Genomic DNA, 18,290 nt, shown 5'->3' on the forward strand with positions numbered 1-18,290 from the left:
TCGGGACTTTTACCCCCCCACTACCACCTTTTTACCCTATGCATTGCAGGTGCGTCGATTTGGGTGTCTGTCTTCCCCTCTCGATAAGGCTTTCCAAGGGGTACTCCTTACCTATTAGGTCAAATAGGATTAGTTGGAAACCATGTGAGAGTTTTAGGTATGGATTTTGACCCTCATTTTTCCTTACCTATTAGGTCAAATAGGATTAGTTGGAAACGAAGCGCAGGAACAGTGGAGACTAAGAAAGCGACGACACCAAACCCTTACCTATTAGCTCAAATAGGATTAGTTGGAAACTTGTCAGGAGCAGTCCCACCAGGCAATTCTTCGTACGAAAAACCTTACCTATTAGGTCAAATAGGATTAGTTGAATGGCAGAAAAAGGGTTTCTTTTAGAAACCCTTTTTCTAATAAATCCTGTCAAATAAATAAGATAAAAAAATGTCAAATATATCTTGACAAAAATCGATAAAAATGCTACAATTAGGCGTGAGTGTTCGCTAAAACTGAAAACATGGTTAAGACAGTAATATGTTCAGCAATCCGTTAGGATTACTAGGCAATTAACCAACAAGAAAAAGTCATGGCAGTCTTAGAAATGCTCACCGTTCCCTTTTGCTCTCCCCTTGCCGGCAGCCTTGGCGAATAGATAATTAAAATAACTCAAATAGGACTGGCCTAGCAATTCTTTCTAGGTAAAGCGGCAATTTTTAATCAATTGTTAAAATATTAAAAGGATGCTAAAGATGGGGGCTATAGTTTCCAGAGTGAGCTATCCTAGAGATACTACTTACTCCATCCTCCCCCATGCTCGATCGAGTTCTCCATAGTCGTTATCAAGTCCAACAGTTACTGGGAAAAAAAACTATCTTAGCTAGGGACAGACACACCAACGAGTTAGTTATCATTAAACTTATTTCTGTTCCTAGGGGGCAAGGGAGTCAGTTTATCGGAGAAATAACCGGTAAAATTGCCCTATTGCGACAACTCTCCCACCCATCTCTCCCGAAATATCTCGATAGCTTTGAGATAGATTCATCCCAAGAACAAATCATCGCTATTGTCCGGCCTTATTTATCAGCGCAACCTTTAGAAAACTATGTTAGCTCCAGTTATTTGTTAGCCGAACAAGATCTAAAACAAATTGCCAAATATCTCTTGGAGATTCTCTCCTATCTCCATCAGCAGGATGTACCCCTTAACCACGGCAATATAAAACTTAGTAATATCCTCTTTGATACCCAGTCCCATCGTTTTTATCTAGTTGATTTTGCCTTTGATTCCGATTCTCCCACCAGGGACTTACAGGATATAGGCAAAACTTTGATTAGTTTAGCCACGGGGGTTAAGCATCGTTACATACCCGAAAACTTTGAACAAAAAACTAATCTAAGTGCTTTTTTCATCTATTGGTTAAAAAGATTATCAAACTCCCCCCCAGACTCTCATTTTCGTTCGGTGACAGAAGCTTTAGCCAGCTTATATAGTTGTCAATTGATCCTAGTATCTATTGGCAATCTGACCAAACCCTACGGCAGCGAAGTTACTGTTTATAAAAAAGATAATCTCCTGCAAATAAAAATCGCTAGTAAAACCAAACAAAAGTTTTTCAACAATCTCAAAACCCAGTTAAGACAGTTTTTACCATCCCTATTTTTTACCATCATTCTCTTAACCATAGTCGCTATTTATGATCTCAAACTGGTCGCTTTTTTAATCCCGATTATCCTAATTTTTCTGCTCAATTTAATCTCCTCTAGTTTATCTTGGCAGTTATGGAAATCTTTTTGGCAGGGAGAACTAGAGTTAAAAATTACCCCCAAAAAAGTTTCTCTCTACCAAAAACTCTGGGGGCTGAAATTTAAACTAACTGCCGATGCTGCTAGTTCCGAAATCTCTAGTCTTATTCGTCGCAATGTCACCGTCACTATGCAGGGAGAAAATGTTAATATTATTCCTCCTTGTCTGGTTCTCATTGCTAACCATCGAGAATATATTATCACTGCTAGTGAAGATGTTAGCGAAGCCGAATTAGATTGGTTGGCACAACAGTTAAGCGATTGGCTACGTTTACCGATTACGAGAATTTAAGGTGTATTAAGCTAAGTTAATACACCCCAAATTTATCTGATAACATCTTCCGATTTAATCAGATGCGCTTCTAGGAACCAGAGACGTTTATCGATGTCCCGGGAGATTTCCGTATAGAGATCTGCTGTGTCGGCATCCCCTTGATTGCCGGTGGTATCAATAGCAGAACGAAGATGGGAAGCGTATAAAGCATAACGTTCGGCTAAAGCAACGATATGTTCACTACCATCGACGATATCAGCCGGATATTCTGGCAGAATCGAGTTAGCGGCAGCGATGCGCGCTGTTCCCAAAGCGGTTCCACCTAAAGCGGTAATCCGTTCTGCTACCATGTCACCATAGCCTTCTAATTCCGTGGCCATTTCGTCGAATAGGCTGTGCAATTGGTAGAAATTTAAACCTTTTACATTCCAGTGGGCTTGTTTAACCTGAGTTTTTAGGTCTAAACTAGCGGCAAGGGTTTGGCTTAAGATTTCCACAATAGCTTTGCGGATATCTAATGCTAAATCGATGCGGGTGGGGTAGTATTGTCCCGTGGTTTTGGTTTTGACTGGAGTGGCTACCATAATCTTTCTCCTTGAATTGAAAAACAAAAAAGGCTCTCTTGGACATTGGCTGAAAAATGTTCACCATGTTTACATTATGGGTGCAAGTCCTGCGCCTTTGTAACAGGGACAGGCAACAGTAAGCTGTGAATCAGTGCCAAAATTTAAGAATGTCCTCAACTTAATGCCTAGTCCTTTGTCTAGCTGATAATTGATTATGCTCCTAAATAAGCCGTTAATTCTTCCGAACCGCCAATTAACTGGCCGTCAATGAAGACTTGTGGGGTGGTGGTATTGCCACTCATGGCCCGCAGAGAACGACTGGTGGCATCGCGTCCGAGGATAATTTCCTCGTATTGTAGGCCTTTTTCTTCTAGCATTTTCTTGGCCCGGAGGCAGTAGGGACAACCGACTTTCGAGAAAAGAGAGACTAAAGGCGGTTTTTTGGCGGATGGGTTGATGTAGTGTAACATCGTTTCTGCATCGGAGACTTGGAAAGGATCTCCCGGTTCTTCCGGTTCAATGAACATTTTCTCGATAACACCATCTTTGACTAGCATCGAATAGCGCCAAGAACGTTTACCGAAACCTAAGTCAGCTTTATCGACTAACATCCCCATTCCTGCGCTAAATTCGCCGTTTCCGTCGGGAATCAAAAGGACATTATCACATTCTTGGTCTTTTGCCCACTCGTTCATGACAAAGGTATCATTTACCGACAAGCAAACAATAGTATCTACGCCATTTTCCCGAAAAACTGGGGCTAATTCGTTATATCCGGGTAAATGGGAGGTGGAACAGGTGGGAGTGAATGCCCCCGGTAAGGCAAAAAGAACAACGGTTTTTCCTTTGAATAATTCCTCGCTGGTGATGTTCACCCATTGATTATTTTGACGCACGGGAAAGGTGACATCGGGAACTCTCTGGCCTTCTCGGTTTGGTAGCATAATCGTCAACTCCTAATTGCTAAGTCGTACTCATTTTGAGTTTGTCTAAATTAAGTGTACTCATAACGACTATGAGTTGTCAACAAGTATTTATGCTCAAATCAGGAGACTCCGAGACAGGGGACTCCGAGACAGGAGAATGGGACATAGACAAAAGGCAGTAATATTGATTAGTTAATTTCCCCATCTCCCCCCACACCCTACACCCAACCCCTTTTTTTACTGAAAAATGATGTTTTCCTTACTGAAAAAAAGCTATAAATGGCTAGGACTAGCGATAATAACGGTGATTTTGGCGATTACACCCGCTGCCATTGCCCAATCAACCACGAATAGGATTCCTCTAGCCAAAATTGACTGGTTACAGGCGATTTTTTTGGGATTTGTGCAGGGAGTGACGGAATTTTTACCGATTAGTAGTACCGCTCATTTAAAAGCGATTCCCGTCTTTTTGGGTTGGGGAGATCCCGGTGTCACCTATACAGCAGTGATTCAATTGGGCAGTATTGCGGCGGTATTGTCCTATTTTTGGCAGGATTTAAGGCAAATATCCACAGGAATGGTGAAAGCGGTGGCTAGTTCCGATTATCGTTCCCAGGATTTTCGTTTAGCCCTGGGGATTATCCTAGGCACAATTCCGATTGTTTTCTTCGGTTTGTTAATGAAACTTTTCATTCCCGATTTAGATAATTCCCCCCTGAGAAGCATGACAGCGATCGCCTGTGCCTCTATAGTCATGTCTTTACTCTTAGCTACAGCCGAAAAAATCGGGAAACATAAACGCAGTTTTGAGACTTTGCGACAAAAAGACGGGGTTTTAATGGGATTAGCCCAAGCTTTAGCCCTCATACCGGGTGTATCTCGTTCTGGGTCCACCTTAACTGCCGGGTTATTCATGGGATTAGAAAGGGCAGTAGCGGCGCGATTTTCCTTTCTTTTGGGGATTCCGGCGATAACTTTAGCCGGTTTAGTGGAATTTAAAGGAGTTCTCGACCAGATTAACACCAGTGAATTAATTCCCCTCGCTATTGGGGTAATTTCCTCGGCGATATTTTCCTATCTTTCGATCGCCTGGTTATTAGATTATCTCAAAAAACAGAGTACCTGGGTGTTTGTCTGGTATCGTCTCTTTTTCGGGGTTACTATCCTGATTGGTGTGGCCCTGGGGCGTTTTTCCTGATCTTTTGGCATTCTAATTAGGGTCTGCTGAAAAAGTTTTTCGGTGGGGGATGGGGGATGGGGGTTGGGGGATGGGGGATGGGGGATGGGGGATGGGTTTTACCGATTTTCAGGTGGTCAACTACCTAATTTTCAGGAAAAAAGTCCCGGAATTTTCCCCTAGATCACTCCCAGATATGGCACTTTTTGAAGGGTTTTATATTTATTCAGCAAACCCTAATTAATTTCTAAAAAATCTTGCAATTTTTTTAGATAAGTAGGGGCATCTTCTAACATGGGAAAGTGAGCAGTATTAGCCATCTCCACATACTGGATATTATTATTCAAATCCGCCGCTATTTTGCCCATTTTGGCAGGGATAATAATGTCTTTTTCCCCTGATACTAAAAGAGTTGGTATCTTAATCTCAGCAAATTTACCCGGCATAATTTCCACTGCTTTTTTACTCACAGATGTATAAATTGTGCCTAGGGCGGCCTCGTAATCTGCCGCTAAAAAATCTTCTAAAAAAGCAATTCTTTCTGATTTTGGGATCGATCGATGCAAAAATCTCGCCATAAACAATCGATCGGCAAAAGGTACTTTTAAAAACCAATCATAACGAAACTGTACCACATACTTACCGAATTTATGGAAGGCGGCAAAAGCCGCTTTATTATACTCAAAAATGCCATTACAGGTTAAAATTGCTTTGACCACTCTTTCGGGGTACATAGTAATAAAAAAAGTCGCCACCGATGCCCCCATAGAGTGACTATTGAGATAGATTTTTTCAATTTCCAAACTATCTAAAAACAAGGCCAAATCAAGGGCATATTCTTCTAAATCGTAGGAAAGATCAAGAGATTTTTCCGGCAATTTAGACCGACCAAAACCCCGCATATCGTACAATAAACAATCAAAGCGATCGCAAATTGCCGCAGCAGTCGAGCGCCAATAGCGTCCCGAACCTCCCCAACCATGAATAAACACCATAACCGGCTTTTTCTGGGCAGATTCCGACCCCCGAATCCACTCGTAATAGTGGGGAACACCGCGGACAGTGACTTTTTTATCGATTATTTCGGTTTTCATGATAGTTAAGTAGGGAGGTACAATTATTTGTAGGATGGGTTAGCGGTAGCGTAACCCATGCGGGCGTTGGGTTTCATGCTTCAACCCAACCTACGTTCATCTTATATTTAATTCCACCCACCTACTTAGATACCTAGCCATCCTCGTCAAGAGTTTTGCCAACGTCGCGCATCTGTGTCCGATAGTCGTCCGATTCTCTTAAGGATAACGAACGAGAACGATTTCAAGCTTCGAGTAATCGTTCATAGATGTCGTCTTCCAGATTATCCCAAATCTTAGCGAGAGCAGTTTCGCTGACTTTTTGCCAGAAGTCCGAGTTTGTCTCCTCTGGGATGAGGGTGACTAAAACCCTAGTACCCTCTGGAATCGGCACGGATTCGAGGAGTTCGATCCAGCCTTCTTTGACAATCGCGGGAACGGTATTGAGCATAGTTATCCTCGATTTTTCCCCTTAAGCGGATTCTTGACTGGGTAAAGAGGAAGGATGAACCAATAGCTCTGCCGTGGAACGTTTTTCCACCATTTCGCGGGTGATTAAACATCGTTTCACGTCCTTGCGCGAGGGCAATTCGTACATGACATCGAGCATTAATTCCTCGACAATACCCCGTAGGGCCCGGGCCCCGGTTTTGCGACGATAGGCTTCTTGGGCGATCGCTAGGACGGCATCAGATTTAAACTCTAACTGTACATTGTCCATCTTCAACAGTTTTTGATACTGTTTCACCAAAGCGTTGCGGGGTTGCGTCAGGATAGCGATTAAAGCTTCCTCATCCAGGGGTGACAGTGCCGCTAGGACGGGAATTCGACCGACAAACTCTGGAATCATGCCAAATTTGACTAAATCATCGGGAGTCATTTGTTTTAATAACCCTGCCGCTACCTTATCCTTACTAGCTTGGCCATCTCCCGGTTGAATAAAGCCCATGGATTTTTTACCGAGACGCTGATCGATCACCTTATCTAAACCGACAAACGCCCCACCGCAGATAAACAGGATATTGCTGGTGTCAATCTGAATACAATCCTGATAGGGGTGTTTGCGGCCGCCTTGGGGGGGAACATTGGCGATCGTTCCCTCTAACATTTTCAGTAAAGCTTGCTGTACCCCTTCTCCGGACACATCCCGGGTAATCGAGGTATTTTCGCTCTTACGGGCAATTTTATCGATTTCATCGATGTAGATAATGCCCCGCTGCGCTTCTTCCACGTCTAAATCTGCCACTTGTAACAGACGCAAGAGAATGTTTTCCACATCTTCCCCCACATAACCGGCCTCGGTTAAAGTGGTGGCATCAGCGACAGCAAAAGGTACATCGAGGATTTTAGCCAGAGTTTGAGCTAGAAGGGTTTTTCCCGATCCTGTGGGACCGATTAACAGAATATTAGATTTTTGCAGTTCGATGCTATCTTCCGGATTGCCGCCACCGGCTTTTTGGGTTTGGATATCTTTGAGGCGTTTGTAATGGTTATAAACGGCCACAGAAAGCACTTTTTTCGCCTCATTTTGACCAATAACGTAGTCATCGAGGTATTTTTTAATCTCTCTTGGTTTGGGAATTTGTTCCCAAGTGGTTTTGTTTTGGCCCGATCGCCGTTTGTTGGGACGTTCCTCCACTGGGGCGATCGGACTAGGAGGTTCCATCAATTCCTCATCGAGAATTTCGTTACACAGTTCCACACACTCGTCACAAATATAGACCCCCGGCCCGGCGATTAATTTTCGCACTTGTTCCTGGGATTTGCCGCAAAATGAACACTTGAGGTGGGAGTCGTATTTAGACATAGTTTATTTACAGGGAAGTAACGGGAACGGTAGGATCGGGCAGTTCAGGACGGGAAATCACCAGATCGATTAACCCATATTCTTTGGCTTCGACAGCGGACATGAAAAAGTCCCGTTCGGTGTCGTTGGCGATGCGATCGTAGGGTTGACCGGTGTGGTGAGCCAGCATGGTATTGAGTCTCTGTTTAATATAGAGGATCTCTTTGGCTTGGATGGCGATATCACTAGCTTGACCTTGGGCGCCACCGAGGGGTTGGTGAATCATGATCCGGCTACTGGGTAGGGACATCCGTTTACCTGCCGCGCCACCACAAAGCAGGAATGCTCCCATACTAGCGGCTAAACCGAAACAAATTGTCGCCACGTCGGGGCGAATTTGTTGCATGGTGTCGTAGATAGCTAGTCCGGCATAAACGGAACCGCCGGGGGAGTTGATATAGAGTTGGATATCTTTTTCGGGATCTTCTGCCTCCAAGTAGAGGAGTTGGGCGACGATCGAATCAGCGACCTGATCATCGACGGGAGTTCCCAAAAAGACAATTCTCTCGCGCAAGAGTCGAGAATAGATATCAAAAGCCCGTTCACCCATGCCAGACTGTTCGATTACCACGGGTAAAACGTTAGCTAGGGAGTTTCTCCCGGTGTTAGCGTAGATAGCCGGGCGACAATTACTGGTAATTGGGTAGTCAGGTGATCTCGATTCGAGCATAATTTTTTCGGTTCCGCTATCACAATCTTAGGGGTTTTGCTTGGCTGTGGAGCTTTTACTGGCAAATGTTAAGCATCTTTAGCACGTCTGTCCATCCATTATGCCCTAAGTTTTCCTTTGTTGGCAGCAATCAGGGGATGGGGGATGGGGGAATTCAACTAATACCCTAAAACCCCAACACGACTGCTAACTCCTTACGGTTATTCTTCCTCTGCTGCCAACACTTCCACCTCGGCGGCTGCCAAGGCTTCTTCTGTTTCCTCATCCTCCCTTGTTTCTTCCTCTAGGGAACCTTTGGGGACAAGGGTGATAGTAGCTTTTTCTTTCAGCCATTCTAGGGTGTTTTCCGCCAGCATTTCTTCGGTAATTACCGCCTCTAGACGCTGCATATCTATGTCGCGATCGGACAATTGCGCCATGATTTTAGCGATTTTTTCGGCTACCGCTTCGGGACTGACTTCAATGCCCGCGACTTTAGCCAATTCCTGCACCACGAGAGTCTGTTTCAGACTTTCGATCGCATCGGGACGGGCGTTTTCCCGCAGTTTGGGAATATTATCTTTTGTAAACAACTGGTTGACATCTAGACCCATTTGTTGAAATTCCATGAAGCTTTGGGTCAAAATTTGCGTCACTTCTTTTTCGATCAGCGTCTCCGGTAAATCTAAGGTCGCACCTTTGACAAATTCCTTGGTTAAAGCTTCATAAATGCTGTCTTTGGTTTCCTTTTCCGCTTGTTCTTGGAAGCGTTTCTCTAAACTTGCTCTTAATTCGGCGATTGTCTCCTGATCGCTGACTTCTTGGGCAAAATCGTCGTCAAGCTCCGGTAATTCCTTTGCTTTTAACTCTTTCATCGTAATTGTAAAAATTACCGCTTTTCCTGCCACATCTTCTTTGGGATAATCTTCTGGGAAAGTTAAAGTCATCTCTTTGACTTCTTCCGGTTTCATGCCGATAATTCCTTCCACCATCCCCTCGATAAAGCGTCCTGCTTCCATATCCACCCGCAGATCTTCGCCGTCAATATCCGGGATATCTTCGCCGGTTTCGGCGGATTTTCCTCGATAATCAACGATCGCCACATCTCCCAGCTGCGCCCCGCGATCTTCCACGGGAACCAATGTCGCTAATTGTTCTTGACGCTCTTTAAACCAATTTTCCACGGATTCGGGATCATAACCGGTTTCTTCGGCAGTAACGCTCAGATTTTCGTAATCTCCGAGAACAATTGTCGGGGCCACATCCACGGAAGCTAAAAAAGTCAAAACTTTACCCGGTTCATAGGCAGCGATCAAATCCTCAAACTTAGACAATAGCTGCGGATTGCCCAGGGACTCGATCCCCTCCTGTTTTAGGGCAGATTCGAGGCAATTTTCAATTAATTCCTCAATTACTGCCGCTTTTACCGCTTTAGTTCCCAATCTTTGCAGAAGAATCTGACGGGGAACTTTCCCGGGGCGAAAACCGGGTATATTGGCCGACTTCGCTAAATTCTTTACCACTTTCTCGTGGGTGTTTTTCGTGGTTTCGGCGGGAATTTCAATTTCTAAACCTATCTGACTGGCAGGAAGCTTTTCCTGAATAACTTTCATTGATTTTTCTAGCTCTTACGACAAGGAACGTTTATAATGGGGTGAGCGGCGTTTGCGCCTGCGGTGAATACGTCCCGCTCATGATATTCTAGGGGAATAGCTGCAGTTGCTCCCCAAGCTCTCACAACCTTTTTATTTTAGCGGTCAATGGGGTATATTTAATTTATTCCGTCCTTGGGGCAGTTAAGCCCAATCAGAAAATTTTGCTGATCAAAAGCCGATCAATCCAAGTTTTAGAATAACTCGGTGGACAAAAAAGATTTTTTACTGTAACGATTTCTTCGGATCATTATCATCACCCAACTCGTCAGGAGGTCACACAATTTGAGTCAAAAAGTACGGGTCGCTATTTTAGGAGCCACCGGGGCCGTGGGAACGGAATTACTAGAATTATTAGCTAGTCGTCAATTTCCTCTCGCTAGTCTAAAATTACTCGCTTCCGAGCGTTCTGCTGGAAAAACCCTCAATTTTCGGGGCGAAAGTCTCCTAATCGAAGCGGTAAACGAGCGCTCTTTTCAGGACGTGGATATCGTTCTCGCTTCTGCGGGGGGGTCCACCTCAAAAGCTTGGGCGAAAACTATTGTCGAGTCCGGTGCGACGATTATCGATAACTCCAGCGCTTTTCGCATGAATCCCGAAGTGCCTCTGGTTGTCCCGGAAATTAATCCCGACAGTGTGGACAATCACCGGGGCATTATCGCTAATCCCAACTGTACGACAATTCTTTTAGGAGTGGCGATCTGGCCTCTTCACCAAGTACAGGCGATCGAGCGAGTAGTAGTTTCTACTTATCAGTCCGCTAGTGGTGCTGGAGCGCGAGCGATGGAGGAGGTAAAAGAGCAAGCACAAGCAATTCTTGACAATCGGCAACCTCCGACCAATTCTTTCCCCTATCCCCTCGCTTTTAATCTTTTTCCCCACAATACCCCGATTAATGGTCAAGGGTACTGCGAGGAAGAAATGAAAATGGTGAATGAGACACGCAAGATTTTTGCTTGTCCGGGGTTGCGGGTTAGCGCCACCTGTGTACGGGTTCCCGTTCTGCGGGCCCATTCGGAATCGGTTAACCTAGAATTTAGTCGGCCTTTTTCTGTAGTGAAAGCCAGAGAAATTCTTCAGTCCGCTCCGGGGGTAAAATTAGTGGAAGATTGGGACGCTAATTATTTTCCCATGCCAATTGATGCCACCGGTCGCGATGAAGTATTAGTGGGACGCATTCGTCAAGATATCTCCCATCCTAACGGTCTAGAATTGTGGCTATGCGGCGATCAAATTCGCAAGGGTGCGGCTTTAAATGCTGTACAAATTGCCGAACTTTTAGTCAAGAAAAATCTCGTCGGTTCAAGATTAGCAACAGTTTGATAATTAAGCTATCAGCCATCAGCTAGAGCAAGGCGATGATAATTAGAAAAATAGCTAATTAATCGAATAAGTAAAGTCTGGTTGTTGATGGCTCAAAAACTGATAACTCGATTTGTTAGGCTAAAAGCTTCGATGTACTTAGTTGATAACCTTCTTTTTAGGTAAGTGAGTGGGTGGAATTCAATATAAGATGAACGTAGGTTGGGTTGAAGTATGAAACCCAACGCCTGCATGGGTTACGAAGTGCGCTAACCCATCCTACAAAGAATTAATTGTGCCTCCCTACTTAGGAGGATTGCCAGATTCTTTCTTTTGCCTCTTGCAAGAGTGCCTCTTGCCTTCAGAAGCTGATAACTGATAACTGATAACTGATAACTGATAACTGATCAATGAGTGAAACAACATATTTTGGACGAGTAATTACGGCGATGGTGACACCCTTCACCGTCGAGGGTCAAGTTAATTATCGGATGGTGGAAAAATTGGCCGATTATCTAGTTACTCACGGTAGCGATGGTATAGTGGTCTGTGGGACGACGGGAGAATCACCCACCCTAAGTTGGCAGGAAGAATACGAACTATTTAGTATTGTCAAAAAAGCGGTTAATGGTCGGGGAAAAGTGATCGCGGGGACGGGTTCTAATTCCACTTCCGAAGCGATCGAAGCTACCCAACAGGCTGCTAAACTGGGTTTAGATGGTTCTTTACAAGTGGTTCCCTACTACAATAAACCTCCCCAAGAGGGTTTATACGAGCATTTTCGCACCATTGCCAAAGCTTGTCCCGATCTGCCGGTGATGCTTTATAATATCCCCGGTCGTACGGGTCAAAATATGACCCCAGAAACGATTATTAAACTGGCAGCAGTTGATAATATTGTGGCGGTAAAAGAAGCTAGTGGTAATTTAGAACAAACCTGTAAGATTTACTGTCATACTCCTGAAAATTTCGCTATTTATTCCGGCGATGATTTTCTCACCTTACCCCTGATGACCTGTGGTGCGGTGGGGGTGGTCAGTGTTGCTAGTCATCTGGTGGGAGAAGAAATCCAAGGGATGATTCAAGCTTTATTAACCGGAGATGCGGCCAAAGCGATCGAGATTAACTTGAAATTATTTCCCCTGTTTAAAGGTTTATTTTGTGCCACTAATCCAATTCCAATTAAAGCGGCCTTAAATCTAGTCGGTTGGGAAGTGGGGGGATTGCGATCTCCTTTATGTTCCTTAAGTCCCGAACTAGAGGAAGGATTAGCAAAAATTATGCAAGAATTGTCTTTAATTTAGAAAAATACTAGAAAATTTGGCTAACTAAACTAGGATTTTTTCGAGAAATAGGTTATAATATTAATAGCTTAACTAGAAAATAAATATAGTTTATAACGGCTAGAAAGTATTGATATAAGTTAATTTAGCTAGGGTTTGTTCCCCTAGTTAGACTTATTCTAACTATTCATTTTTTGAGATTTCCCGTCCACAAAACCGACCTGAAAAATCACCATAACTTACCATCAAAGGATACCTAATGAATCAAGATAAAACCCAAGCAAAACTAAAGATCATTCCCCTAGGAGGATTACACGAAATCGGCAAAAACACCTGTGTTTTTGAGTACGATGATGAGATTATTCTCCTGGATGCTGGTTTAGCTTTTCCTTCCGATGATATGCACGGGGTCAATGTAGTGCTTCCCGATATGACTTATCTAAGAGAAAATCGCCATAAAATTAAGGGGATGATCGTCACCCACGGTCACGAAGATCATATCGGTGGCATTCCCTACCATCTCAAACAATTTGATGTACCAATTATCTACGGTCCGCGTCTAGCCATGGCCTTATTGCGGGATAAATTGGAGGAAGCAGGATTAGCAAATCGTACCAAATTAGAAACCGTTGTTCCCCGGCAAATGGTGCGTTTAGGCAAATCTTTCATGGTGGAATATATCCGCAATACCCACTCGATCGCCGATAGTTTTTGTGTAGCAATTCACACTCCTTTAGGGGTAGTTATTCACACAGGAGATTTTAAAATTGACCATACTCCCGTGGATGGCGAATTCTTTGATCTACAAAAAATTGCCGAACATGGCGAGAAAGGGGTGCTATGTTTATTGAGTGATTCCACTAACGCGGAAGTACCCGGTTATACTCCTTCGGAAGCTGCCGTTTATCCCGGTTTAGAGCGGGTTTTTAACCAAGCAACGGGACGGATTATGATTACTACCTTTGCTTCCTCGGTGCATCGGATTAATCTGGTGTTGAAATTGGCCCAGAAATTTAACCGGAAAGTGGTGGTAGTGGGTCGATCGATGTTAAATGTCATCGCTCATGCGCGCAATTTGGGGTATATAAAATGTCCCGATGATCTATTTGAACCCTTGAAAGCGACCCGCAATTTAGCCGATGAGAAAATCGTCATTTTAACCACAGGCTCCCAGGGGGAACCTTTAGCGGCCATGACGCGGATTTCTAAGGGTGAACATCCTCATATTCGCGTGCGTCAGGGGGATACAATTGTCTTTTCCGCTAATCCGATTCCGGGTAATACGATCGCTGTGGTCAATACAATTGATCGCCTGATGATGCAGGGTGCTAACGTGGTTTACGGACGGGATAAGGGAATTCACGTTTCCGGCCATGGTTCCCAAGAAGACCATAAATTGATGCTATCTTTGACGCGGCCGAAGTTTTTTGTGCCAGTGCATGGAGAACACCGAATGCTGGTTAAACACGCTCAGATGGCCCAAAGTATGGGGATTCCCGCCGAAAATATGGTGATTGTCAAAAATGGTGACACGATCGAGTTAACTGGCGATCGCATCGCGATCGGCGCTCCAGTGCCTTCGGGAATCGAGTTAGTCGATCAAGCGGGTGTAGTCCACGAACACATTATGCAGGAAAGACAACAGTTAGCCGAAGATGGTGTGATTACGATCGCATCCTTCGTTAACGCTGAGGGACAATTAAGCGCACCCCCAGAGATTAATTTGCGCGGTGTGGTGACAAAAGTGGAAATCTCGCTGCTGAATCAGTTAATTATTCGGGCGATCGAGCGCTGTTTAAGCGATCGCATCGGGGAATTTAAAACCGCGACGGGGGCCACGGATTGGGTCGGTTTGCGGGCCGAAATCGAGACGACTTTGCAACGTTTAATCAAACGGGAGTTACAGAGTCAACCCTTAGTGATTTTCCTCCTGCAAGCGGCGGCAACGGAACCAGCGAACAATCGTACTTATCGCCGCCGTCGTCCCGCAGCTACCATGGCCTCCTAATAGCAGTGAGCAGTAATCAGTGAGCAGTGAGCAGTAATCATTGAGCAGTGAGCAGTAATCAGTGAAAAGATGGCAAGAAACTGCTATTCAATACTGCTCACTTAACACATACTGCTCACTTAAAACTCAAATCTGATAACTGTTAACTTACCCACTGATAACTGATAACTGATAACTGATAACTGATCATGTTGCATGCTGCCGATTTGCGATCGCTGCTGACCGCCGTTGCCAGGGGAGAAATTAACCCGGAGACAGCCTTAGATAAACTTAAACATCTGGCCTTTGAACCGGTGGAAGACTTCGCTAAAATTGACCATCATCGTCAATTAAGAACGGGATTTCCGGAGGTTATCTGGGGGCCGGGTAAAACCACCGCTCAAATCGCCCAAATTATCGGTGTATTGCGTCAAAATAGTCCCGTGGTTATGGCCACCCGCATTGAAGCAGAGATAGCAGCCCAGCTACAGGAACAGGTGACAGACTTAGTTTATTATCCCTTAGCCCGCATCTGTGCCATTGCCGCAGCTGCCCCAGAAAATCCCCCAAAAGGGATAATTTCCATCCTAACGGCGGGAACTGCCGATATTCCCGTAGCGGAGGAGGCGGCGGTTACTGCTCAATTGTGCGGTTTTTCCGTGCAGCGTCTCTGGGATGTGGGAGTAGCGGGAATTCATCGCCTCTTGAATCATCGCCATCTACTGGATGCCGCCGATGTGTTAATTGTTGTTGCGGGAATGGAAGGAGCCTTACCAAGTGTGGTAGCGGGATTAGTCGATCGCCCGGTGATCGCCGTTCCCACCAGTATCGGTTACGGAACCAGTTTCGGTGGTATTGCTCCTTTGTTAACTATGCTCAATTCCTGTGCGGTCGGTATCGGTGTGGTTAATATCGATAATGGTTTTGGGGCCGCCATGTTAGCTGGCCAAATTTTACGCACGGCGGCCAGATTAGCCTAGATTTTCCTTCAACTCAGGCTGAATATCCTATACAGTTGGTATAGGGATAAACTACTTTGAAAAAGAAGCCGATATGCACCTAAGTGAAATTACTCATCCCAACCAGTTACATGGTTTATCACTCCGTCAATTAGAAGATATTGCCCGTCAGATTCGCGAAAAACACCTCCAGACGATCGCCGCTACCGGTGGACATTTGGGACCGGGGTTAGGAGTCGTAGAACTAACGATCGCCCTTTACCAAACCCTCGATCTCGATCGCGATAAAGTCCTTTGGGACGTGGGACACCAAGCTTATCCGCACAAACTCCTCACCGGTCGCTATAACGATTTTCACACCCTCCGCCAAAAAAACGGTGTTGCGGGCTATCTAAAACGTTGCGAGAGCAAATTTGACCATTTTGGGGCTGGACACGCCTCTACGAGCATTTCTGCGGGGTTAGGAATGGCTTTAGCCCGGGATGCCAAGGGGGAAGATTTCAAGGTGGTATCGATCATCGGGGATGGCGCTTTAACCGGGGGTATGGCCCTAGAAGCGATTAACCATGCTGGACATTTACCGAACACCAACATCATGGTTATCCTCAACGATAACGAGATGTCCATTTCCCCGAACGTCGGGGCAATTTCCCGCTATCTCAATAAAGTTCGTCTTAGCGAACCCGTCCAGTTTATCGCTGATAATCTCGAGGAACAATTGAAAAATCTACCCTTCTTCGGGGACTCCCTCACTCCGGAAATGGAACGAGTCAAAGAAGGAATGAAACGGTTAGCAGTTCCCAAAGTCGGCGCTGTTATCGAAGAATTGGGCTTTAAATATTTTGGCCCGATTGATGGTCATAATATTCCCGAATTAATCGCCACTTTTAAACAGGCCCATAAGGTCCACGGACCGGTTTTCGTCCACGTTGCCACCGTTAAAGGCAAAGGCTACGAATGGGCCGAAAAAGATCAAGTGGGTTATCATGCCCAAAATCCCTTTAATTTAGCCACGGGTAAACCGATTCCCTCCAGTAAACCGAAACCCCCCGCTTATTCTAAAGTTTTCGGGCATACTCTCACTAAATTGGCGGAAAATGACCCGCGCATTATCGGTATCACCGCCGCCATGGCTACTGGGACGGGATTAGACAAATTTCAGGCAAAACTGCCGAAACAGTACATCGATGTGGGAATTGCCGAACAACACGCCGTTACCCTCGCCGGTGGTCTTGCTTGCGAAGGAATGCGCCCGGTTGTCACCATTTACTCTACTTTCCTGCAGCGGGCTTTTGATCAGATTATTCACGATATCTGCATTCAAAATCTACCGGTTTTCTTCTGCATGGACCGGGCCGGTATTGTCGGGGCCGATGGACCGACGCACCAGGGGATGTACGATATCGCCTACCTGCGTTGTATCCCCAATATGACCATTATGGCCCCGAAAGATGAGGCGGAACTGCAAAGAATGGTCGTGACGGGGATTAATCATACCAGCGGACCCATTGCCATGCGTTACCCCCGGGGCAACGGTTTAGGGGTTCCCCTGATGGAGGAAGGTTGGGAAGCTTTACCCATCGGTAAGGGCGAAATTCTCCGCAGTGGTGATGATATTCTTCTGTTGGGATACGGCACGATGGTTAACACTTCCCTACAGGTGGCTGAAATTCTCAGCGAACACGGTATCGAAGCCACAGTGGTTAATGCTCGTTTTGTCAAGCCCCTTGATACAGAACTTATCTTTCCTCTTGCCCAACGTCTTGGTAAAGTGGTGACTTTGGAAGAAGGTTGTTTGATGGGTGGTTTTGGTTCTGCGGTTTTGGAAGCTTTACAGGATGCTAATATTCTGGTTCCGGTCAAACGTTTCGGGGTTCCTGATAAATTAGTGGACCACGCCAAACCAGAGGAATCCTTCGCTGATTTGGGTTTAACCAGTCCCCAGATTGCCGAACAGGTTTTAGCGGCATTTTTTAGCCAAAAACAAACCGCTAAGGTTGGTTAAAATCTAGAGATTAGCTTGTCCAGTTTTCCCGAAAAATTAGGGAAGACTGGTTTTTTTTGGTCTAGATAAATAAGTAAAATTTATCTTAAGCTAATAAATAATTGAAAATTTAAATATAAAAAGCCAATGCAACAAAACTTTACAAAACTAGATTTTGTGCGAATTTGCCCAAATTTAGCTGAAAAGCAGGATTCGTTACATTTCGTAATGTGATAAGATCGTGGTATGCTGTGGGCTTAGTGTGACCATGTAACTTTGTAATCGCCGAAAACCCGCGCCAATCAAGGCACTTAATCCCTTATCACCTCCTAAAAGAGACATTAAAGGTTAAATTTTGCCAAGAAATTGCTTGAAGTTTTGTAAAGCAACTTGACTTAAAGACAGAATTGTGCATAGTAGAAGTAGGCGGAGAGAAGATTGGACGATTACAAGCCACTGAATTACCTATGGAAAACCAACTTTTGCAGCGAATCACCCTCGATTTAAATATCTGTCATGGCAAACCTTGCCTTCGAGGATTGCGTTATCCTGTTGAATTTATCCTAGAATTACTTAGTTCTGGCATGAGTATCGAAGATATTTTAGCCGACTACGATGATTTGGAACGGGAGGATATTCTAGCCGCGTTATTGTTTGCCACTCGATTAACTCAGTTGACGCTCCCATCGCTCTCATGCGAGGGATTCCCTGTTCAACCAGTTACCTTATCTACTAAGCTTTCACCTAATAGACAGTGGGTAGTCTGTCCGAGGGCTTGAATTTCTGTCCGCCCGACAGTATTTGCTCTATGAA

General features: G+C 44.9%; 14 protein-coding genes and 1 pseudogene. 8 read left to right on the forward strand and 7 right to left on the reverse strand.

Annotation, left to right across the window (positions count from 1 at the left end; genetic code table 11):
* The first annotated feature begins 807 nt into the window (after positions 1–807).
* Entirely contained in the window at positions 808–2,091 is a 1,284-nt protein-coding gene (locus tag IM322_RS10480) for a protein kinase domain-containing protein (RefSeq protein WP_287674942.1), read from the forward strand.
* 32 nt (positions 2,092–2,123) lie between these two features.
* Here the strand turns inward: IM322_RS10480 and dps are convergent, their stop codons facing one another.
* Both dps and IM322_RS10490 read right to left on the reverse strand, forming a co-directional pair.
* Positions 2,124–2,657, reverse strand: coding sequence for a DNA starvation/stationary phase protection protein Dps (dps, locus tag IM322_RS10485; RefSeq protein ID WP_286826256.1), 534 nt, complete (start codon positions 2,655–2,657; stop codon positions 2,124–2,126).
* A 194-nt stretch (positions 2,658–2,851) separates the two neighbouring features.
* The gene (locus IM322_RS10490) at positions 2,852–3,583 is read right to left on the reverse strand and encodes a glutathione peroxidase (RefSeq protein WP_287078392.1); all 732 of its coding nucleotides are present in this window, start codon (positions 3,581–3,583) and stop codon (positions 2,852–2,854) included.
* Positions 3,584–3,812: 229 nt separating this feature from the next.
* On the opposite strand from IM322_RS10490, the gene IM322_RS10495 reads away from it, so the two are divergent.
* Positions 3,813–4,763 (forward strand): undecaprenyl-diphosphate phosphatase, encoded by a 951-nt coding sequence (locus IM322_RS10495; protein WP_287734455.1) that lies wholly within the window; start codon positions 3,813–3,815, stop codon positions 4,761–4,763.
* Between the two features lie 215 nt (positions 4,764–4,978).
* Here IM322_RS10495 and IM322_RS10500 read toward each other — a convergent pair whose 3' ends face one another.
* The 5 genes from IM322_RS10500 to tig form a co-directional block, all read right to left on the reverse strand.
* A complete protein-coding gene (locus IM322_RS10500) occupies positions 4,979–5,836 on the reverse strand; it encodes an alpha/beta fold hydrolase (protein WP_287674945.1) in 858 nt (285 codons plus the stop codon).
* A 223-nt stretch (positions 5,837–6,059) separates the two neighbouring features.
* Complete coding sequence (locus tag IM322_RS10505; protein ID WP_149988400.1) at positions 6,060–6,266, reverse strand: hypothetical protein; 207 nt, start codon at positions 6,264–6,266, stop codon at positions 6,060–6,062.
* Between the two features lie 21 nt (positions 6,267–6,287).
* The gene (clpX, locus tag IM322_RS10510; protein ID WP_287674947.1) at positions 6,288–7,622 is read right to left on the reverse strand and encodes an ATP-dependent protease ATP-binding subunit ClpX; all 1,335 of its coding nucleotides are present in this window, start codon (positions 7,620–7,622) and stop codon (positions 6,288–6,290) included.
* Positions 7,623–7,629: 7 nt separating this feature from the next.
* A complete protein-coding gene (clpP, locus tag IM322_RS10515; RefSeq protein WP_002736918.1) occupies positions 7,630–8,331 on the reverse strand; it encodes an ATP-dependent Clp endopeptidase proteolytic subunit ClpP in 702 nt (233 codons plus the stop codon).
* A 200-nt stretch (positions 8,332–8,531) separates the two neighbouring features.
* The gene (tig, locus tag IM322_RS10520; RefSeq protein WP_287674949.1) at positions 8,532–9,923 is read right to left on the reverse strand and encodes a trigger factor; all 1,392 of its coding nucleotides are present in this window, start codon (positions 9,921–9,923) and stop codon (positions 8,532–8,534) included.
* Positions 9,924–10,247: 324 nt separating this feature from the next.
* On the opposite strand from tig, the gene IM322_RS10525 reads away from it, so the two are divergent.
* From IM322_RS10525 to IM322_RS10550, 6 genes and pseudogenes are all read left to right on the forward strand, one after another.
* Complete coding sequence (locus IM322_RS10525) at positions 10,248–11,285, forward strand: aspartate-semialdehyde dehydrogenase (RefSeq protein ID WP_286827118.1); 1,038 nt, start codon at positions 10,248–10,250, stop codon at positions 11,283–11,285.
* A gap of 389 nt (positions 11,286–11,674) precedes the next feature.
* Complete coding sequence (gene dapA, locus IM322_RS10530; protein ID WP_287674952.1) at positions 11,675–12,568, forward strand: 4-hydroxy-tetrahydrodipicolinate synthase; 894 nt, start codon at positions 11,675–11,677, stop codon at positions 12,566–12,568.
* Between the two features lie 238 nt (positions 12,569–12,806).
* A complete protein-coding gene (locus IM322_RS10535; protein WP_287674954.1) occupies positions 12,807–14,555 on the forward strand; it encodes a ribonuclease J in 1,749 nt (582 codons plus the stop codon).
* Between the two features lie 188 nt (positions 14,556–14,743).
* Entirely contained in the window at positions 14,744–15,514 is a 771-nt protein-coding gene (gene larB, locus IM322_RS10540) for a nickel pincer cofactor biosynthesis protein LarB (protein WP_287674957.1), read from the forward strand.
* Between the two features lie 73 nt (positions 15,515–15,587).
* Positions 15,588–17,498, forward strand: a complete 1,911-nt coding sequence (dxs, locus tag IM322_RS10545; RefSeq protein ID WP_158202574.1) for a 1-deoxy-D-xylulose-5-phosphate synthase — start codon at positions 15,588–15,590, stop codon at positions 17,496–17,498.
* 446 nt (positions 17,499–17,944) lie between these two features.
* Positions 17,945–18,154, forward strand: a pseudogene (locus tag IM322_RS10550) (DUF433 domain-containing protein); the annotation flags it as partial.
* Between the last annotated feature and the right edge of the window lie 136 nt (positions 18,155–18,290).

Source organism: Microcystis sp. M109S1 (assembly GCF_020247025.1).
GTDB lineage: Bacteria > Cyanobacteriota > Cyanobacteriia > Cyanobacteriales > Microcystaceae > Microcystis.